Annotated in this window: 17 protein-coding genes and 1 tRNA gene; 9 read left to right on the plus strand and 9 right to left on the minus strand. The window is 63.3% G+C overall.

Going from position 1 to position 14,549, the window contains the following annotated elements; translation table 11 throughout:
• Window positions 1–187: 187 nt before the first annotated feature.
• Complete coding sequence (locus JQC81_RS30140) at window positions 188–520, plus strand: hypothetical protein (RefSeq protein ID WP_203275468.1); 333 nt, start codon at window positions 188–190, stop codon at window positions 518–520.
• A 402-nt stretch (window positions 521–922) separates the two neighbouring features.
• Here the strand turns inward: JQC81_RS30140 and JQC81_RS30145 are convergent.
• The 4 genes from JQC81_RS30145 to JQC81_RS30160 form a co-directional block, all read right to left on the minus strand.
• Window positions 923–999 (minus strand) — tRNA-Arg (locus JQC81_RS30145).
• Window positions 1,000–1,059: 60 nt separating this feature from the next.
• Window positions 1,060–1,824: a pseudouridine synthase gene (locus JQC81_RS30150; protein ID WP_203275469.1), complete on the minus strand. Its 765-nt coding sequence runs from the start codon at window positions 1,822–1,824 to the stop codon at window positions 1,060–1,062.
• On the minus strand, window positions 1,821–2,735 hold the full coding sequence (locus JQC81_RS30155) for a class I SAM-dependent methyltransferase (RefSeq protein ID WP_203275470.1): 915 nt from the start codon (window positions 2,733–2,735) through the stop codon (window positions 1,821–1,823). Before JQC81_RS30155 ends, JQC81_RS30150 begins: the two co-directional genes overlap by 4 nt.
• Before the next feature lie 161 nt (window positions 2,736–2,896).
• Window positions 2,897–3,235: a hypothetical protein gene (locus JQC81_RS30160; protein WP_203275471.1), complete on the minus strand. Its 339-nt coding sequence runs from the start codon at window positions 3,233–3,235 to the stop codon at window positions 2,897–2,899.
• Window positions 3,236–3,445: 210 nt separating this feature from the next.
• On the opposite strand from JQC81_RS30160, the gene JQC81_RS30165 reads away from it, so the two are divergent.
• Complete coding sequence (locus JQC81_RS30165) at window positions 3,446–3,730, plus strand: hypothetical protein (RefSeq protein ID WP_203275472.1); 285 nt, start codon at window positions 3,446–3,448, stop codon at window positions 3,728–3,730.
• A 20-nt stretch (window positions 3,731–3,750) separates the two neighbouring features.
• Here the strand turns inward: JQC81_RS30165 and JQC81_RS30170 are convergent, their stop codons facing one another.
• Complete coding sequence (locus tag JQC81_RS30170; RefSeq protein WP_203275473.1) at window positions 3,751–4,683, minus strand: DMT family transporter; 933 nt, start codon at window positions 4,681–4,683, stop codon at window positions 3,751–3,753.
• A gap of 242 nt (window positions 4,684–4,925) precedes the next feature.
• Between JQC81_RS30170 and JQC81_RS30175 the strand changes: the two genes are divergently transcribed.
• The 4 genes from JQC81_RS30175 to JQC81_RS30190 all read left to right on the plus strand — a co-directional run bounded on the left by JQC81_RS30175 (window position 4,926) and on the right by JQC81_RS30190 (window position 8,874).
• Complete coding sequence (locus tag JQC81_RS30175) at window positions 4,926–6,161, plus strand: MFS transporter (protein WP_203275474.1); 1,236 nt, start codon at window positions 4,926–4,928, stop codon at window positions 6,159–6,161.
• Between the two features lie 205 nt (window positions 6,162–6,366).
• Complete coding sequence (locus JQC81_RS30180) at window positions 6,367–6,747, plus strand: septal ring lytic transglycosylase RlpA family protein (RefSeq protein WP_203275475.1); 381 nt, start codon at window positions 6,367–6,369, stop codon at window positions 6,745–6,747.
• A 149-nt stretch (window positions 6,748–6,896) separates the two neighbouring features.
• Entirely contained in the window at window positions 6,897–7,727 is an 831-nt protein-coding gene (locus JQC81_RS30185; RefSeq protein ID WP_203275476.1) for a hypothetical protein, read from the plus strand.
• A complete protein-coding gene (locus tag JQC81_RS30190; RefSeq protein WP_203275477.1) occupies window positions 7,720–8,874 on the plus strand; it encodes a site-specific integrase in 1,155 nt (384 codons plus the stop codon). Before JQC81_RS30185 ends, JQC81_RS30190 begins: the two co-directional genes overlap by 8 nt.
• A 50-nt stretch (window positions 8,875–8,924) precedes the next feature.
• Here the strand turns inward: JQC81_RS30190 and minE are convergent, their stop codons facing one another.
• The 3 genes from minE to minC are packed head-to-tail and all read right to left on the minus strand — an operon-like array spanning window position 8,925 to window position 10,686.
• Window positions 8,925–9,188, minus strand: a complete 264-nt coding sequence (gene minE / locus JQC81_RS30195) for a cell division topological specificity factor MinE (RefSeq protein ID WP_036354060.1) — start codon at window positions 9,186–9,188, stop codon at window positions 8,925–8,927.
• Entirely contained in the window at window positions 9,185–10,000 is an 816-nt protein-coding gene (minD, locus tag JQC81_RS30200; RefSeq protein ID WP_190845117.1) for a septum site-determining protein MinD, read from the minus strand. Before minD ends, minE begins: the two co-directional genes overlap by 4 nt.
• A gap of 17 nt (window positions 10,001–10,017) precedes the next feature.
• Entirely contained in the window at window positions 10,018–10,686 is a 669-nt protein-coding gene (gene minC, locus JQC81_RS30205; RefSeq protein WP_210347321.1) for a septum site-determining protein MinC, read from the minus strand.
• A gap of 436 nt (window positions 10,687–11,122) precedes the next feature.
• Between minC and JQC81_RS30210 the strand changes: the two genes are divergently transcribed.
• The gene (locus JQC81_RS30210) at window positions 11,123–12,283 is read left to right on the plus strand and encodes a TAXI family TRAP transporter solute-binding subunit (protein ID WP_203275479.1); all 1,161 of its coding nucleotides are present in this window, start codon (window positions 11,123–11,125) and stop codon (window positions 12,281–12,283) included.
• 69 nt (window positions 12,284–12,352) lie between these two features.
• The gene (locus tag JQC81_RS30215) at window positions 12,353–13,870 is read left to right on the plus strand and encodes an AAA family ATPase (RefSeq protein WP_203275480.1); all 1,518 of its coding nucleotides are present in this window, start codon (window positions 12,353–12,355) and stop codon (window positions 13,868–13,870) included.
• A gap of 28 nt (window positions 13,871–13,898) precedes the next feature.
• Here JQC81_RS30215 and JQC81_RS30220 read toward each other — a convergent pair whose 3' ends face one another.
• Entirely contained in the window at window positions 13,899–14,156 is a 258-nt protein-coding gene (locus JQC81_RS30220; RefSeq protein ID WP_203275481.1) for a hypothetical protein, read from the minus strand.
• A gap of 182 nt (window positions 14,157–14,338) precedes the next feature.
• On the opposite strand from JQC81_RS30220, the gene JQC81_RS30225 reads away from it, so the two are divergent.
• Window positions 14,339–14,549 (plus strand): helix-turn-helix domain-containing protein (locus JQC81_RS30225; RefSeq protein WP_203275482.1); only part of this gene is annotated, 211 nt, incomplete at its 3' end.

The raw sequence follows: 14,549 nt of genomic DNA on the forward strand, positions 1-14,549 counted from the left end.
ACCGACCAAAGCTTCTCCGCAATGATCTATCTCGCCGCCGCCGTCATCAATTCACGATGAATCCCCACAAGCCTTAGAGTGTGAGGTCTCTGATTTTGGTGTGAGGCAAGGTGCCGCGACGCGGCTGTGGGCTGGAACCGCCTTGGTCATCGGACGTTACGTCGCGATCACCTAAGGAATTGAACCCATGAGAAAATTTGCTCTTCTGGCTGTTGCCGCCATCGGTTCTGGTCTCTTTGTCGGCACACCCGCGATAGCTCAGCCGAGCATTCAGTTCGGCATCGGCCCCGACGGTCGCCCTCAGATCGGCGTACGTGATCCTCAGCAGGAGGAGCGCGAGCGGCGCGAACGGTGGCGGGAGCGCCGAGAGGCTGAGCGTGCCTATGAGCAGGGCCGGCGTGACGCTCGGCGCGACGAGCGGCGTTACGGGGCTTACGAAGAAAACTGCCGGAATGTCACAATCGTGGAGCAGGACCGCTGGGGCGGTTCTGTGACGCGCCGGGTCCGTCGCTGCGACTGACCACTTCCAGAGCCCTTGCATGCAAGTCCGTCGTTTGGTGCATGCGGGGGCTTTTCATACTGGCCGCTTTTGCTGCCAAGGTTAGCCTGAGGTTAACTTTAACGCTCTTAGGATTGGGGCTCCCAGGTTTAGGAGCCTCACGATGCGTACCCTCAAGAACTCGCTTGTCCTGCTTGTGTCGGCTTCCGTGCTTGGCCCGTTCTTCGTGATCTCAGCCTACGCCACGACGATCCTGGCATCCGCCTTCATCGGGAAGTAGGTTCATTCAAGAGTATGGATTATCCGGGCGATCACGGGTCCCGGAGATCCCAGTTGCTGAACGCAACGTCCATAAGGACTCATGATTATCTTGGAGGGAGCGACCTGTTGTGCCTGACTTCCCGCTCTATGGGAGCTGAGAAGTGGCGCACCCGACACGATTCGAACGTGTGACCTTTGCCTTCGGAGGGCAACGCTCTATCCAGCTGAGCTACGGGTGCTTGCGGCGATGGGCCTTCACTTTCCCTACCCGATTACGGCCCCGAGGGCAACCTCTCCGCTCACGAGGCCTGCCGGGAGGCGGCTCCGGTGGGCGGCAGGATCAGGGCGAGGTCGGCCTCGCTCATGATCCGGAACTGCCCCGGCTCCAAATCCGCCGGCAGGTCCAGGGCGGCAATCCGGTTGCGGTGCAAGGCGGTGACATGGTTGCCCACGGCGGCGAACATGCGCCGGACCTGATGGTACCGTCCCTCCGTCACCGTCACATGGGCGCTTGTCGGGGAAAGCACTTCCAGCTGCGCCGGCAGGAGCGGCTTGTCCTCGCCTTCCAGCATCAGGGTCCCGGAAGCGAAGATCTCGGCCTCGTCGCCTTTCAGGGGCCGGTCGAGGCTCACGAGGTAGCGCTTGGAGACGTTGGCGCGGGGCGAGATGATGCGGTGGAGCAGGTTGCCGTCGTCGGTCATCAGCAGCAGCCCCGACGTCTCCTTGTCGAGGCGCCCGACCGTCGAGAGCGCCGGGTCGCGCCGGCGCCAGCGGTCGGGCAGGAGGCCGTAGACCAGAGGCCCCGCCTCCTTGTGCGAGCAGGTGACGCCCAAGGGTTTGTGAAGCATCAGGATGAAACCAGGAGGCGGATCGAGGGGCTTGCCCTGAACCTGCATCCGTGCCGAAAGATCGCGGGTCACGGCAATGCGCTGGTCGGAATCCTCGATCACCTCCCCGTCCAGGGTCACAAGCCCGGCCCGGACGAGTTGCTGCACCTCGCGGCGCGAGCCATAGCCCAGATTGGCCAGGAGCCGGTCGAGACGCAGGGTCGGTGTCTTGCTCATTTCAGCGCCTCGTAAATCTTGTAACCGCCGGCCTCCACCTTCGGGGTCACTCGCCGGAACAGGGGCTTCAGCACACCCTCGTAGGGCAGATGCCGGTTGGCGACGAGCCACAGCACGCCGCCGGAGCGCAGGGCCTCGGCCGCCCGGCGGATGAAGGTCTGGCCCAAGCTCTGGTCCTCGGCACCGCCATCGTGGAATGGCGGGTTCATGACCACGAAATTGAGCTCCTGAAGCCCGGTGCCGCTGCGAGCATCCACCCAGCGCATCTCGGCACGTGGATCGGTGACGTTGCGGGCCGACATTTCGACGGCACGGCGGTCGATGTCGAGCATTGCAAGATGCTCCACCGTCGGGAAGGCCAGGATCGTGCGGGCGAGAATGCCGATGCCGCAGCCGAAATCCGCACCGCGGCCGCTGAACGCGGGCAGATTCTGCTCCAGCAGCACGCTGCCGGGGTCGAGGCGGTTCCAGCTGAACACGCCGGGCCAGGTCCACAGGCCCAACGCCTCGTCCCGGCGCGGTCCGCCCTCAGCCAATGCTTCGTCGATCCCGATCAGGCGCGAGGGCCGTTCACAGGTGCAGATGCGGTAGTGCCGCCGGGAGGTCTCCGAGACCGAGCATCCGAAGGCCTTGAGCTCCTTGGCGATCCGCGAGCCGCCCTTGTCCTTGGGCGCCAGGATCGTCAGGGCGCCGCCGGGAGCGAGCGCCCGCAGCGCGAGCGCGGTGGTGTAGCGCCGCTCCACGGTGCCGGGCGGCGCCAGCACGAGCATATCGCTGAACTCGCCCTCCGGCTGCTCCTCAAGCTTTGCGGAGCCTGGGATCAGGGGCGAGAACTGAGTGGCACCTTCCGGCGCTTGCGCCAATTCGGCCGGTGGCGTCCCGTAGGCGCCGCTTCGTGTCGTATCGTGCAATCTGTTGGCCTGCTGCTGAACCAGGGCCTTCTAGAGCATTTTCCGGCGAAGTGGATCCGGTTCGCCGTCAGAAAATGCGGCAAACCCAAAAAAGAGACGGTTCCACGTGAGTGGAAGCGGCTCTGATCCACCGCAGCCCGCGCGGTAAACCTGAGGGCCGTTCAATATTTCAGCCGCAGCGCCCGAACCTCCTGCGTGCTGCCCGCGCAGGTGATGCGGGCCCGCGGGCACGACGAGACATAGACCGGGGTCGGACAGTAGGTCTGCATGAAGCTCTCGTCGATGGCGCAGGTGACATGCACGCGATAGCCCCGCTGCGGAACGCCCGGCACGTCATGGAGCACCGAATAGCCGAGCCCCTGGTCGGCGAGCCGCGCGATGGGGCGCGTCGTCTGGATCTGGCTGGACCGGACGCCGACAACAGTCGTTACATCCGCGGCCAGCGCCGCCTGGCCGACCAGACCTGCGGCAAGTGCCATCCCGACCAAAAGCTGCTTCATGCTGCGCCTCATTGCATTGTCACGCCGCGACTCTGCTCGCGCAGGGCGGATCATGCAGGGTAAATGCAAAGCTCAGCTTCCGGATCCACCCTGCACGAAGGATTAACCACGCCTCGAACGCCCCGGGGCCATCCGGCCTGCTTTAAGCAACCGGTAGGATTTTTGGCCCGATAAACACCGCCCGACAGGACGTGAACTGACCAGGATCCCATGCACCACATCCATCTCGCTGAGGGTATGCGGCTTCGTTTTCCGGCACGCAGTGCCGATTTCGACCAGGGCGTCGAGATCGGGATCGTGGCGGCGCTCATGAGCCAGGATCTCACGGAATTCACCCGCAAGATCTCTCGTGAGAATCTAGGCCAGGTGCGCGCCCTGGTGGAGCAGTTCGGCTACCGCCTCGTCGAAGGTTCCGAAGAGGGGGATTTCATCGAGATCAACTTCCTCAGCCGCACAGCCCGCCCGCGCCTCCGCGTCGTCCATTCGGCAGGTTGACTCTTTCAATATCCCGGGCCTCAGGCCGAGAACTTCTTCTCCATGGCGCGCACGCGCTCACGATAGGCCGTATAGAGGCCGCTGAGTGCGATGATCCCGGCACCGGTGATGGTCAGGGCATCGGGAACCGTGCCGAACACCAGATAGCCCAGGCTGCCCGCCCAGATGAGCTGGACATAGGAAAACGGCGCGATCATCGACGCATTGCCATGCCTGTAGGCGAGCACGATGAACCAGTGCCCGATGGCAAACAGCACGCCCATGCTCAGGCCCAGGCCGATCTCCGTTGCATCGGGCGTCACCCAGTTGAACGGCATGAGCGCGCTCAGCACGACAGTGCCGACGAGGGCTGAATAGGCCAGCGTCGTGAAGGCATGGTCGCCGACGATCTTGCGGGTCACCACGGCGCCCACCGCCCAGCTGGATGCGGCTATCATCGGCAGGAGCGCGGCGAACTGGAAGGCTCCCGTTCCGGGCCTGACGACGATCATGACGCCGACGAAGCCGACCGCCGCCGCCGTCCAGCGCCGCCAGCCCACCGTCTCGCCGAGGAAGAGAACCGACAGGGCCATGATTAGGATGGGAGAGACGAAGAAGATGGCGGTGGCGTCGGCCACGGGCAGGTAGGGCAGGCTCTCGATGAACAGGAGCGAGGAGCCCACCATGCCGAAGCCCCTGAGCACCTGCAGCTTCGGACGCCGGGAGCGCAGGAGCCCAGGCCCTCCCTTCAGGAGCACAATCGGAACGATCACGAGCGCAAAGGTCACATAGCGCATCCACGCCACTTCCGGCGGCGGCAGGGTGGAGGCCAGCTGCTTGGTGATCACGTCCGCCACCGAGAACACGATGGTGGAAGCGATCAGGAACAGAACGCCCTTCAGCGGCGAGGGAGCCGGCAGGCTCGCGGGCTCCAGGGGAGAAGCGCTCGCCCGAGCGGCGGGGGAGGAGGTCATGACGCGCTCAAAAAATGAGGCTCGCGCGGGGGCCGCGACGAGCCTGAGGGTCTCAAGTCTGGAGGGTGTTAGCCCCTATACAAATACTGTTTTCGTCGGCAGAGAAGTGCAAACTCGGCACATATCACATGCTTTGAGAGAATGGATGATGTGGTAATCACAACTACACTTGCGCCGAGGGCATAGGATAAGGAAGCTCAGAACTCTCATGCTGAGCCAGTCGAGCGGCGCGGGAAGGCCAAATGAAGGATCATTCGCCGGAAAAGCCGAGCCGTCTGGTGGGCGGAACGCCGGCCTTTCGCCGCCTGAATCTGGCGCTGTTCGCCGCTGGCTTCTCCACCTTCGCCATCCTCTACTGCGTTCAGCCCCTGCTGCCGGAGTTCTCGCGGGAGTTCCAGGTAAGCGCCGCCGTGAGCAGCCTGTCCCTGTCGCTTTCCACCGGGCTTCTTGCCGTGGCCATGCTGGTCGCCGGCTCCCTGTCGGAGGTACTGGGACGCAAGCCCATCATGGTAGCCTCGCTCCTGCTTTCGGCTCTCCTGACCATCCTGTCCGCCCTGGCGCCCAACTGGACCAGCCTGCTCATCGTCCGCATGCTGATCGGGATCACGTTAAGCGGGCTGCCGGCCGTGGCCATGGCCTATGTGAGCGAGGAGGTCGATCCGAAATCCATCGGCCTTGCCATGGGATTGTTCATCGGCGGCAATGCGGTGGGCGGCATGTCCGGGCGGATCATCGGCGGCGTGCTGACGGATCTGGGCTCCTGGCGGCTCGCCATCGGGCTCATCGGCTGCATCGGCTTGGCATCGGCTTTTGCTGCCTGGCGCAGCCTGCCGGCCTCAGTGCATTTCCAGCCGCGCCGGGCTCGTCCGCTGGATCTGGTGCGCTCCATGGGCGAGCACCTGCGGGATCCGGGCCTGCGCGCCCTGTTCACTGAGGCGTTCCTGCTCATGGGCGGCTTCGTGACGCTCTACAACTATCTCGGCTACCGCCTGACGGAGCCACCCTATTCCCTGAGTCCGAGCGCCATCGGGGCAGTCTTCGCCGCCTATCTCATCGGCACCTGGAGTTCGGCCTGGATCGGCGGCTTGGCCGACCGGCTCGGCCGCGAGCGGGTGTTGTGGGTGATGATCGCGACAATGCTGGCGGGCTTAGCGCTGACTCTCTTCGACCAACTCCTGCTCATCATCGGGGGGATCGTCGTCGTGACGTTCGGGTTCTTCGGCGGCCATTCCATCGCGAGCAGCTGGGTCGGCAGCCGAGCCGTGACCGCAAAAGCGCAGGCCTCAGCGCTTTACCTGTTCTGCTACTATCTGGGGTCGAGCACTGTCGGCACCCTGGGTGGCCTGTTCTGGGCCCGTGGGGCATGGCCTGGGGTCGCAGGTCTCGTGGCGGCTCTGCTCGTCGCGGCTCTGGCGATAGCCTTTTGGCTGGCGCGTGTTCCGTCCAGCCGCGCTAAGACGAATTCGACTGCGTCTTAGCACTCCAACAATGACAATGTTTTTGAAATTCAACGGCTTCCAAGGCTATATCTACAAACCGTTATAATGTAAACTACAGTATATCTAGTAAGGTCCCGCGCTAACTCAGGCTAGAACAATCGATGTTCAATCATGTTGAACGTCTTATTGTTGCCCCATTAGCCTCCATTTTGCACGCCCATCACAACAAACAAGGGAATGCATCGTGGATCAACGCAAGGTAACGCTCACACTCGCCAGCTTGTTCATCGCCGGATCGGCCTTCATCGCAGCTCCTGCAGCGCAGGCAGAACCCGACGGGAAGGTCATTCAGAGCGGCCCCGCCTCCTGGTACGGACCGGGCTTCCATGGACGCAAGACGGCGAGTGGCGAAACCTTCAACACCAACGAATTGACCGCCGCCCACCGCACCCTGCCCTTCGGCACGAAGGTCAAGGTGGTCAACAAGAAGACCGGCAAGTCGGTGGTCGTGCGCATCAACGATCGCGGTCCCTATGCCCATGGCCGCGTCATCGACCTCTCGAAAGCCTCCGCGCAGGCCATCGGGATCTCGGGCGTGGGTTCCGTCACTCTAGCCCAGCTCTGACGGGCACATTTCAGCCAAGTTCATTTCATTACCTAGTTATTGCGAACCATCCTGGCCGGAGCTTCCGGCCAGGATATTCATGGAACCGGGACGCCATTCACCCGCTTTTCCCCAGTCACCTTTTCTTGAGAAGAGGCCTTAGGAAACGCATGCAGACCGGCTGGCCGCTCGCAACGAAATCCGCTCTCCTGACCCTGCTGATGGCTGTGGGTTCCATGGCTGCTGCGCAGACGGGACGCCCCTGGGTCGACCCTCCTGGCGAGGGCGCAATGGCGCCGTCCCAGGCGCCTGAACCTCAAGCTCCCGAACCCGTCAGGCCTGCTCCTCCTGCGGCTGCACCGCAGGCCGCCTCACCGCCAGCGGCCACGCCCGCAGGACCGCCGGCGCAGACGGCCCAACCGCAGACTCCTGTTGTCCGGCCCGACACGCCTGAGACCCGTCAGGCGCAGCAACCCGAGACCACCCCACCCGCCCCGGCACCGGCCAACCCGGCGCCTGTGACGACCGCTCGACCGAAGCAGGATCCTGTCGAGGACAAGCGCGAGGCGCGGGCCGCCACGGCAAAGCGATTCGCCGTCGATTACCTCGATTCATGGTCGGCCCCTAACGACACCGCTCTCGAATCGACGGCCGCCTTCTATGCGCCGCGCGTGCTCTTTCACGGGCGCGAGGTGTCGATGAAGCGGCTGTTCGATGAGAAGCGCCGCTTCGTGAAGCGCTGGCCGGAGCGGGACTACCGACCGCGCGAGGACGGTGTCGGCACCGTGTGCAATCCGGCAGGCGAGATCTGCACGGTCCATGCGGTCTTCGACTACACGGCGTCCCATCCCCGGCGCCGGCGGGTGTCGCAAGGCACGGGCGCCCTCCAGCTCGTCGTCCACTTCATCGGCGACAGGCCCGTGATCGTTGCGGAACACAGCACGCTGCTCGGTCAGGAGCGCAAGCGAAATCTTGCCCAAGAGGGTGCCTCCAATGATTGATGAAACCACGACTCACGATCCGTCCGCCGATCCGCGCCGCAACTGGAATCAGACCAGGGAGCGCATGCGCGAGGTCATCCATGCGGAGCTCGACAAGATCAACCCGACAGACGACGCCCGCCGCGCCTTGGAACTCATCATTGAATCCTCACTGCGTCCGTCGGAGGTGGATGGAGCGCTGAAACTCACCGTCATCGACCAGGACGGCAAGCCCCGGACGATCGAAAAGGACGGGCAGCAGAGAGAGTTCACCCTTCAGGATCTTCTGGAGGAACTGCGCGGCAGGTATGGCGTGCTGTTCAGGTCGGCAAAGTCCGATTCAGCCGACCGTGCGCAAGCCGAGCAACGTCCGGAAAAGCGTGAGAAGCCGCAGCGGGACTGGCTCAAGCTGGACGATGGAGCGCAGAAGCCCGAGGCTGAAGCACCTCCGTTACGGGAAGAACCAGCTCCTCTTCAGAACCCTACCCTTAGACAGCCACGCATTCACGACTGGTCCCGCAACCCATTGGCCAGCTTGCGGACCTCTCTGGCGCCGAAGCTCAGCTCACGGATCAAAACCGGAAAACCATCTGCCCCGGCAGCAGCCGAGCATGAGCAGGCCGTCTTTGGCGGGATGCGCACGCGTTCCTGGGCACGTCCCGGCTTGGCCTTGGGGGCTGTTGCGCTCCTGGCCCTTCTCGGCGTCGGCGCCTTCCTGTTCCAGGGAGAGGATGCATCCGCTCCGCAGGCCAACGCGGCACAGCCCGCTTTGGCCGGCAATGAAACGGCCAGCACCCTTCAGGATCCCGAGCCCTCAACCACCGGCTCGACGGCGTCTTCGGCGTCCCTTCGCGGCGTGCCGGATGTGATCGACACGGCCACCCTGTCCCTCAAGGGAGAAGTGGTCCGTCTGTTCGGTGTCGAATGGGCGCCCGGCGGCGGCAAGCCGGAGGATCTCACCAGCTATCTCAACGGTCGCGAGGTGGCCTGCGAGCCCGCGGGCTCGAACGATGTCTATCGCTGCCAAGTCGGCAATCAGGATCTGTCGCGGGTCGTGCTGTTCAACGGTGGCGGGCGCCCGACCAACGATGCGACGCCCGAGTTGAAGGCCGCAGCCGACAAGGCCCGCGAGGCCAAGATCGGCGTGTGGGGCAAGCAGCAGCCATGAAAAAGCGGCCCCGCATGATCGGGACCGCTCATCCTTCATGACACCGCATCTCAGGCGCGCGCTGCGACCGGAGCAGGGATCTCGATCTCGATCTCAAGGGTCGAGATGTCCGAGTCGCGGTTCATCTTCACTTGGACGTTGTCCTGCTCCACCATCACGTGGCGGCGCACCACGGCCAGGATCTCCTCCCGCAGCTGTGCGACGAGGTCGGGCTTGCCCCCGACGATGCCGCGTTCATGCGCCAGCAGGATCTGCAGGCGCTCGCGTGCCACGGGCGCGGAGGTGCGCCGGTTGAAGAAACTCAGGAGATTCATGCAGCCCTCCGTCCGAACAATTTGCCGAACAGGCCCTTCTTATCGGTGGGGATCGTGAGTTCGACGGTTTCGCCCTTGAGCCGGCGCACGGCATCGAAATAGGCCCGGCCCGGCGCGCTGGCAGGATTGTTGAGCGTCACCGGCGATCCGACGTTCGAGGCGCGCAGGACCTCTTCGCTCTCCGGGATGATGCCGATGAGCGGGATGGAGAGGATCTCCAGCACGTCGTCGACTTTCAGCATCTCGCCGCGCTCGGCGCGCACGGGGTCGTAGCGGGTGAGGAGCAGGTGCTTCTCGATGCGCCCGCCCTTCTCGGCCAGCTCCGTCTTGGAGTCGAGGAGGCCGATGATGCGGTCCGAGTCGCGCACGGACGACACTTCCGGGTTCGTCACGACCACGGCTACATCCGCATGGCGCATGGCCATCGTGGCGCCGCGCTCGATGCCGGCCGGGCTGTCGCAGATGATCCAGTCGAACTTCTGGCGCAGCTCGTCGAGCACGCGGGCGACGCCTTCTTCCGTCAGTGCGTCCTTGTCGCGGGTCTGCGAGGCGGGCAGCAGCGACAGGTTCTCCAGCCGCTTGTCGCGGATGAGCGCCTGGTTGAGCTTTGCATCGCCCTGCACCACGTTGATGAGATCGAACACCACGCGGCGCTCGGCTCCCATCACGAGATCCAGGTTGCGCAGACCGACGTCGAAATCGATGACCACGACCTTGTCGCCGCCATGCGCCAGCGCCGCGCCCAGAGCTGCCGAAGACGTCGTCTTGCCAACGCCACCCTTGCCGGAAGTTACGACCAAGACTTTGGCCATTGTCGTCTCTCTTTCTCTCAATCCATTGTTTTCAGGATGATGGAATCGCCATCCAGGTTCACTTGCACAGGCTGACCGAGGAACTTGCCGCCGAGATCGTCGGCGGTCTTGTAGAGCCCATCGATCGCAATCAATTCGGCTTCGAACTTGCGGCAGAAGATGCGGGCCTTGCCGTTGCCCGTGCATCCGGCAATGGCGCGGCCGCGCAAGGAGCCGTAGACGTGGATCGAACCGCCCGCGACGATCTCCGAGCCCGAGGCGACGGAGCCCAGAACCGTCACGTCACCTTCAGGATGCAGGATTGATTGCCCCGAGCGCACCGAGCCCTCGATGAGGAGCGACTTTTCCGGCACGGGAGCGTCAGCAAAGGGCGAGCCCGCGGCGGCCACCGCCGCGTTGGCTGCGTCCGGCACGTCGATTTCGCCCGTGGGCTTTCCGCCGCTGATCTGCGGCGGCATGTCGGCATCGACGTTTTCGGGCGCAGCTCCCTCGAGCCCGATGACGCGGATGTTGCGCATCTTGAAGGCCGCCAGTAGGAACTTCAGCTCGGACTTCGACGGCTTCAGGGAGGATACGTCGGCAATGATGGGACGCCCGGTGAAAAATCCGGGGGAGCGCTCGGACACGGCATCGAGATCCTCGAGCCAGTCCCTCAGCGGCACTTCCGGCGCGAGAACCAGGGCCATGAAGGACCTGCCGCGGAAGCGAAGAGACGGACGATTTCGAACGGCAATGGTCACGGGAGTTCAGATTCCTTTAATGCCCTATGATTTCGACCGCTTATGGTTAACGGACGGTTAAAGGAGGCGCAGGGCGCCCATAAATTTCTTAATCCCGCTGCCGATCCGGTACTTACCCTCAGCCGCAAAACTTGAAGGAGAGATAAGAAATTCAGCTTTCACAAGGAATATAAAGATAAAACCTATCTCTTTTTGATTATTCTCTATCACTTCATGAGTACTAATCCGGACGCAAAGCACGATTGACCATAGGTTTCACAAGCATACGATGGCCGTTCTTTCGTTTCGTGTTCCTTTGTCTCAACTTCATTTCATTCATCAGCCCTAAAAACGAAACGATCGAAGCGACAACAGCCACAAGGCACCTCCGGGGAGGACAAGAATGTCGGGTCGGGTTTCCGTTTTCTCTTCCATAGGCCATCGTTTCGGGGCTTCCTTTGCCCAAGCCGCCGCCATCGCGGCTTTCCTGGTATCTGGTCTGGCCGCATCGGCGCAGACGGCGCCAGCCTTCAACCCGTCCCGTGCGAATGCAGGCACGCTCGGGGTGATCTCCGGCGGCGCGGACGGCACTTACATCCGCATCGCAGCGGATCTTGCCAACGTGCTCGATGGCGAGGAGCTGCGCGTGCTGCCGATGATCGGCCGCGGCTCCCTGCAGAACCTTCGTGACATCATGTTCCTGCGAGGTGTCGACATCGGGATCGTGCAGATGGATGCCCGCGAGCAGCTCAAGACTGAGAAGCTCCAGGACAGCGCGGTCCGGCGCCTGCGCTTCATCACACGCCTCTACAACGAGGAAGTCCACATCATCGCCAGCCGGCAGATCACGGACATCCGGCAGCTCGACGGCCAGAAGGTCAATATCGACAAGGCGGGCAGCGGCACCAACCTGACTTCGCGCCTGATCTTCGAGAAGCTCGGCATCAAGCCCGAGGTCACAACCTTCGATCAGGCCTCGTCCTATGCGAAGCTCAAGTCGGGCGAGATTCAGGCTGCGGTCTATGTGGCCGGGCGTCCGGTGCGCGCCATTGCGGAGTTCCAGACGGATGGGCGCTTTCACCTTCTGCCGATTCCGTTCGAGGGCGAGATTGCCGAAAGCTACTTCCCGGCGCGCTTTGCGAACGCCGACTATCCCCAGCTCGTCGACGCGGCCAAGCCCGTGGAGACACTGGCGGTCGGCAGCCTGCTCGCCGTGTTCAACTGGCCCGAGAACTCCGACCGCTACAATCGCGTGAACCGTTTCGTGGACGCGTTCTTCTCGCGGTTCGACGAATTCCTGCAGCCTGGACGGCATCCGAAATGGAAGGAGGTCAATCTCGCGGCCGACGTGCCCGGCTGGGAGCGCGTCAGGCCGGCGCAGGATTGGCTGGATCGTGCCGCCGTCGCCCGCACGTCCTCTCCCCAGGTTCAAAGCTTCGAGTTCTTCATGAAAAACCGTGGGATCAGCGTCTCGGCACAGGAACGCGAAGTTCTGTTCCGTGAGTTCCTGGCCTGGCAGGGAGACCGGGAGAGGTCGCTTCGGAGAGCAAACAGGCAGGATTGACGTCGCAAGCAGGACCCTAGGCCGAAGGCTCAAGGAGCAGCCTTCGGCAGTCACAGAAGGAGGTCCGACGTGATTGGGTACAGATCGTTTCACTCAAGACATTTCATCACTGAATTGCTGACCACGACCTTTCTCGGTTTCTCGCTCATCATTCCCGCAGCCGCACAGGTTCCGCCCCGCATTGATCCCGGCGCGGAGGCAGTGAACGCACTCGACAGCGACCTTGCTCAGAAAGATCTGGGACAGCTTCTGCCGCTGCTGCTGACCTCCACGGATCGACGCCAGCTTGCGGCTGATCTTGAAGCCTCGATCCGCAAGGGCGACCTGAAATCGGCCGAGACAAACCTCAACACAGCCATCGAGGTTGGAACCCTTGCCATCGTTCTCTCCGACCATTTGAGCAATCCGAACCTGCTCAAGGCGCTGCAGGATCTCAACGTTCAAGCGTCTGCTCATTCGGCACCTTTGATGCATGCTCCTGCGCCGCCGGAGATCTGCACGACGGCAACTGAGGTGAGCAATGCGAACTTGGCCGAACTCCAGCAGGCTCTCGAGCAGGAACGGTCCTACGGCGGCATGATCTCGCAGACCCTGACGGCTCTGATGCAGGAGCACAACGCCCTGGCGGCTCGGTTTGAGTCCGACACGGCCTCTCATGACATCAAATCATCCGAGATGCAGCAAGCTCTGCAGCAGGAGCAGGAGCGAAGCGCAACACTCAAGCAGGAAATGCAAAGGCTTCAGGAGGAGTACCAGACCCTGCAGGCGGCGAAGGAGCAAGCGGCCGCTCCGGCGGACACCGCTGCTTCAGACAATCGCATGCGGCAGGAACGTGAACAGCTTGATCTGACGGAGCGCCAGCTCGCCGGCACTCTCAAGGAGCTGCGTGAGCTGCAGAGTCTTAAAGATGAAATCGTAGCGTCGGCGACTTCCAGGATGGCCGAACTGGAAACGGCTCTGGCGCGCGCTCAAATGCGCAGTGATGTGCTGATGCAGGAGCTGAGTGCCGCCAGTGATGAGTTGCGTGCTTTCAAGGAGCCCCGGCAGCCGGGTCCCGCTCCTGTGATGTTCCGGCTTGCATCAACGGGTGCGGAGCCTCCCCTGGCTCCGCCGCAACAGGAGAGCGTTCCTGCCCCGACCAGCCAGGCGAAGCCCCTGCCATCCGAGGGCCTTTCAGTGGCCCCGGAGGCCACATCGGCACTGTCCGTCAAGGCTCCCGCCGCGGTTGTCGTCGCGGCCCTGCCGGAGAGCATTCATCCATTGCCCATGACGAGCGCGCCACCCCTCAAAGGCGACCCCTCGGCCAGCCCCGAGCCCGCCAAGGCGGATGACCGGCTCGTCTCCCGCGCCGAGGAACTCTTCCGCCAAGGCGACGTGAGCGGCGCGCGCCTTCTCCTGGAACGCGTGCTTGCGAGGGGCCATGCCCGTGGGGCCTTCCTGCTGGCTGAGACCTTCGATCCCAACGTGCTCTCGAAACTCGGCACGCTGGGTCTCAAGGGGGATGCGGCGAAGGCGCGAGAGTTCTACAGGCAGGCCCAGACCCTGGGCATGGCTCAGGCCCGGGACCGGCTGGAGGCTTTGCGTTAGCAGACGAAGGCGGTGAGGTGCCCGGACCCTAGAACGGCACCCACTCGCCGCCCTCGGTCAGCGAGTCCACCGCGCGCTCAAGGGCGGTGCCGGCATCGAGCAGCTGCTGCGCCGTCTGCTGGATCTGCAGAGGCGAGCCCGGCAGGCCGGCCACGTGCTCCGTCAGGTCTCGAACCCGCTCAATCAGGTCGATCAGGTCGGCCGCGAGCGCAGCCCTCTCCTCCGCTTCCGCATGAGCGGACCGGCCCGGCTTCAGGCGGGGAGCGAGAGGGATCACGTTCGACATGGGTTGAAAATCTTCTTTTGTTCTGCCGAGGGCAATGGAGTGCCCCTGCGTGATCCACAGCAAACCGCAGCCATAAAGCCCATTTCGTCGTGTTGCGACTTCTTTTTCCATCGAAGCTCAGCTCGTCGGAAGGCTCAAGGCTGTGCCTTGACTCCAGTATATTGGAACTTCATTCTAGTTTAATGAATGAGGTTCCGGATATCAGCACCCATCTGGCCGTTCGCCTCCGCAATCTCCGTACGGGCGCAGGCATGACGCTCGACAGCTTGGCTGACCGCACGGGCGTCAGCCGCTCGATGATCTCCCTCATCGAGCGAGGGGAGAGCAGCCCGACGGCGGCGGTTCTCGACAGGCTTGCAGCAGGCCTCGGCGTGACCTTGGCGTCTCTCTTTG

The organism is Microvirga arabica (assembly GCF_016811235.1).
In the GTDB taxonomy this organism is placed as follows: Bacteria; Pseudomonadota; Alphaproteobacteria; order Rhizobiales; family Beijerinckiaceae; genus Microvirga; species Microvirga arabica.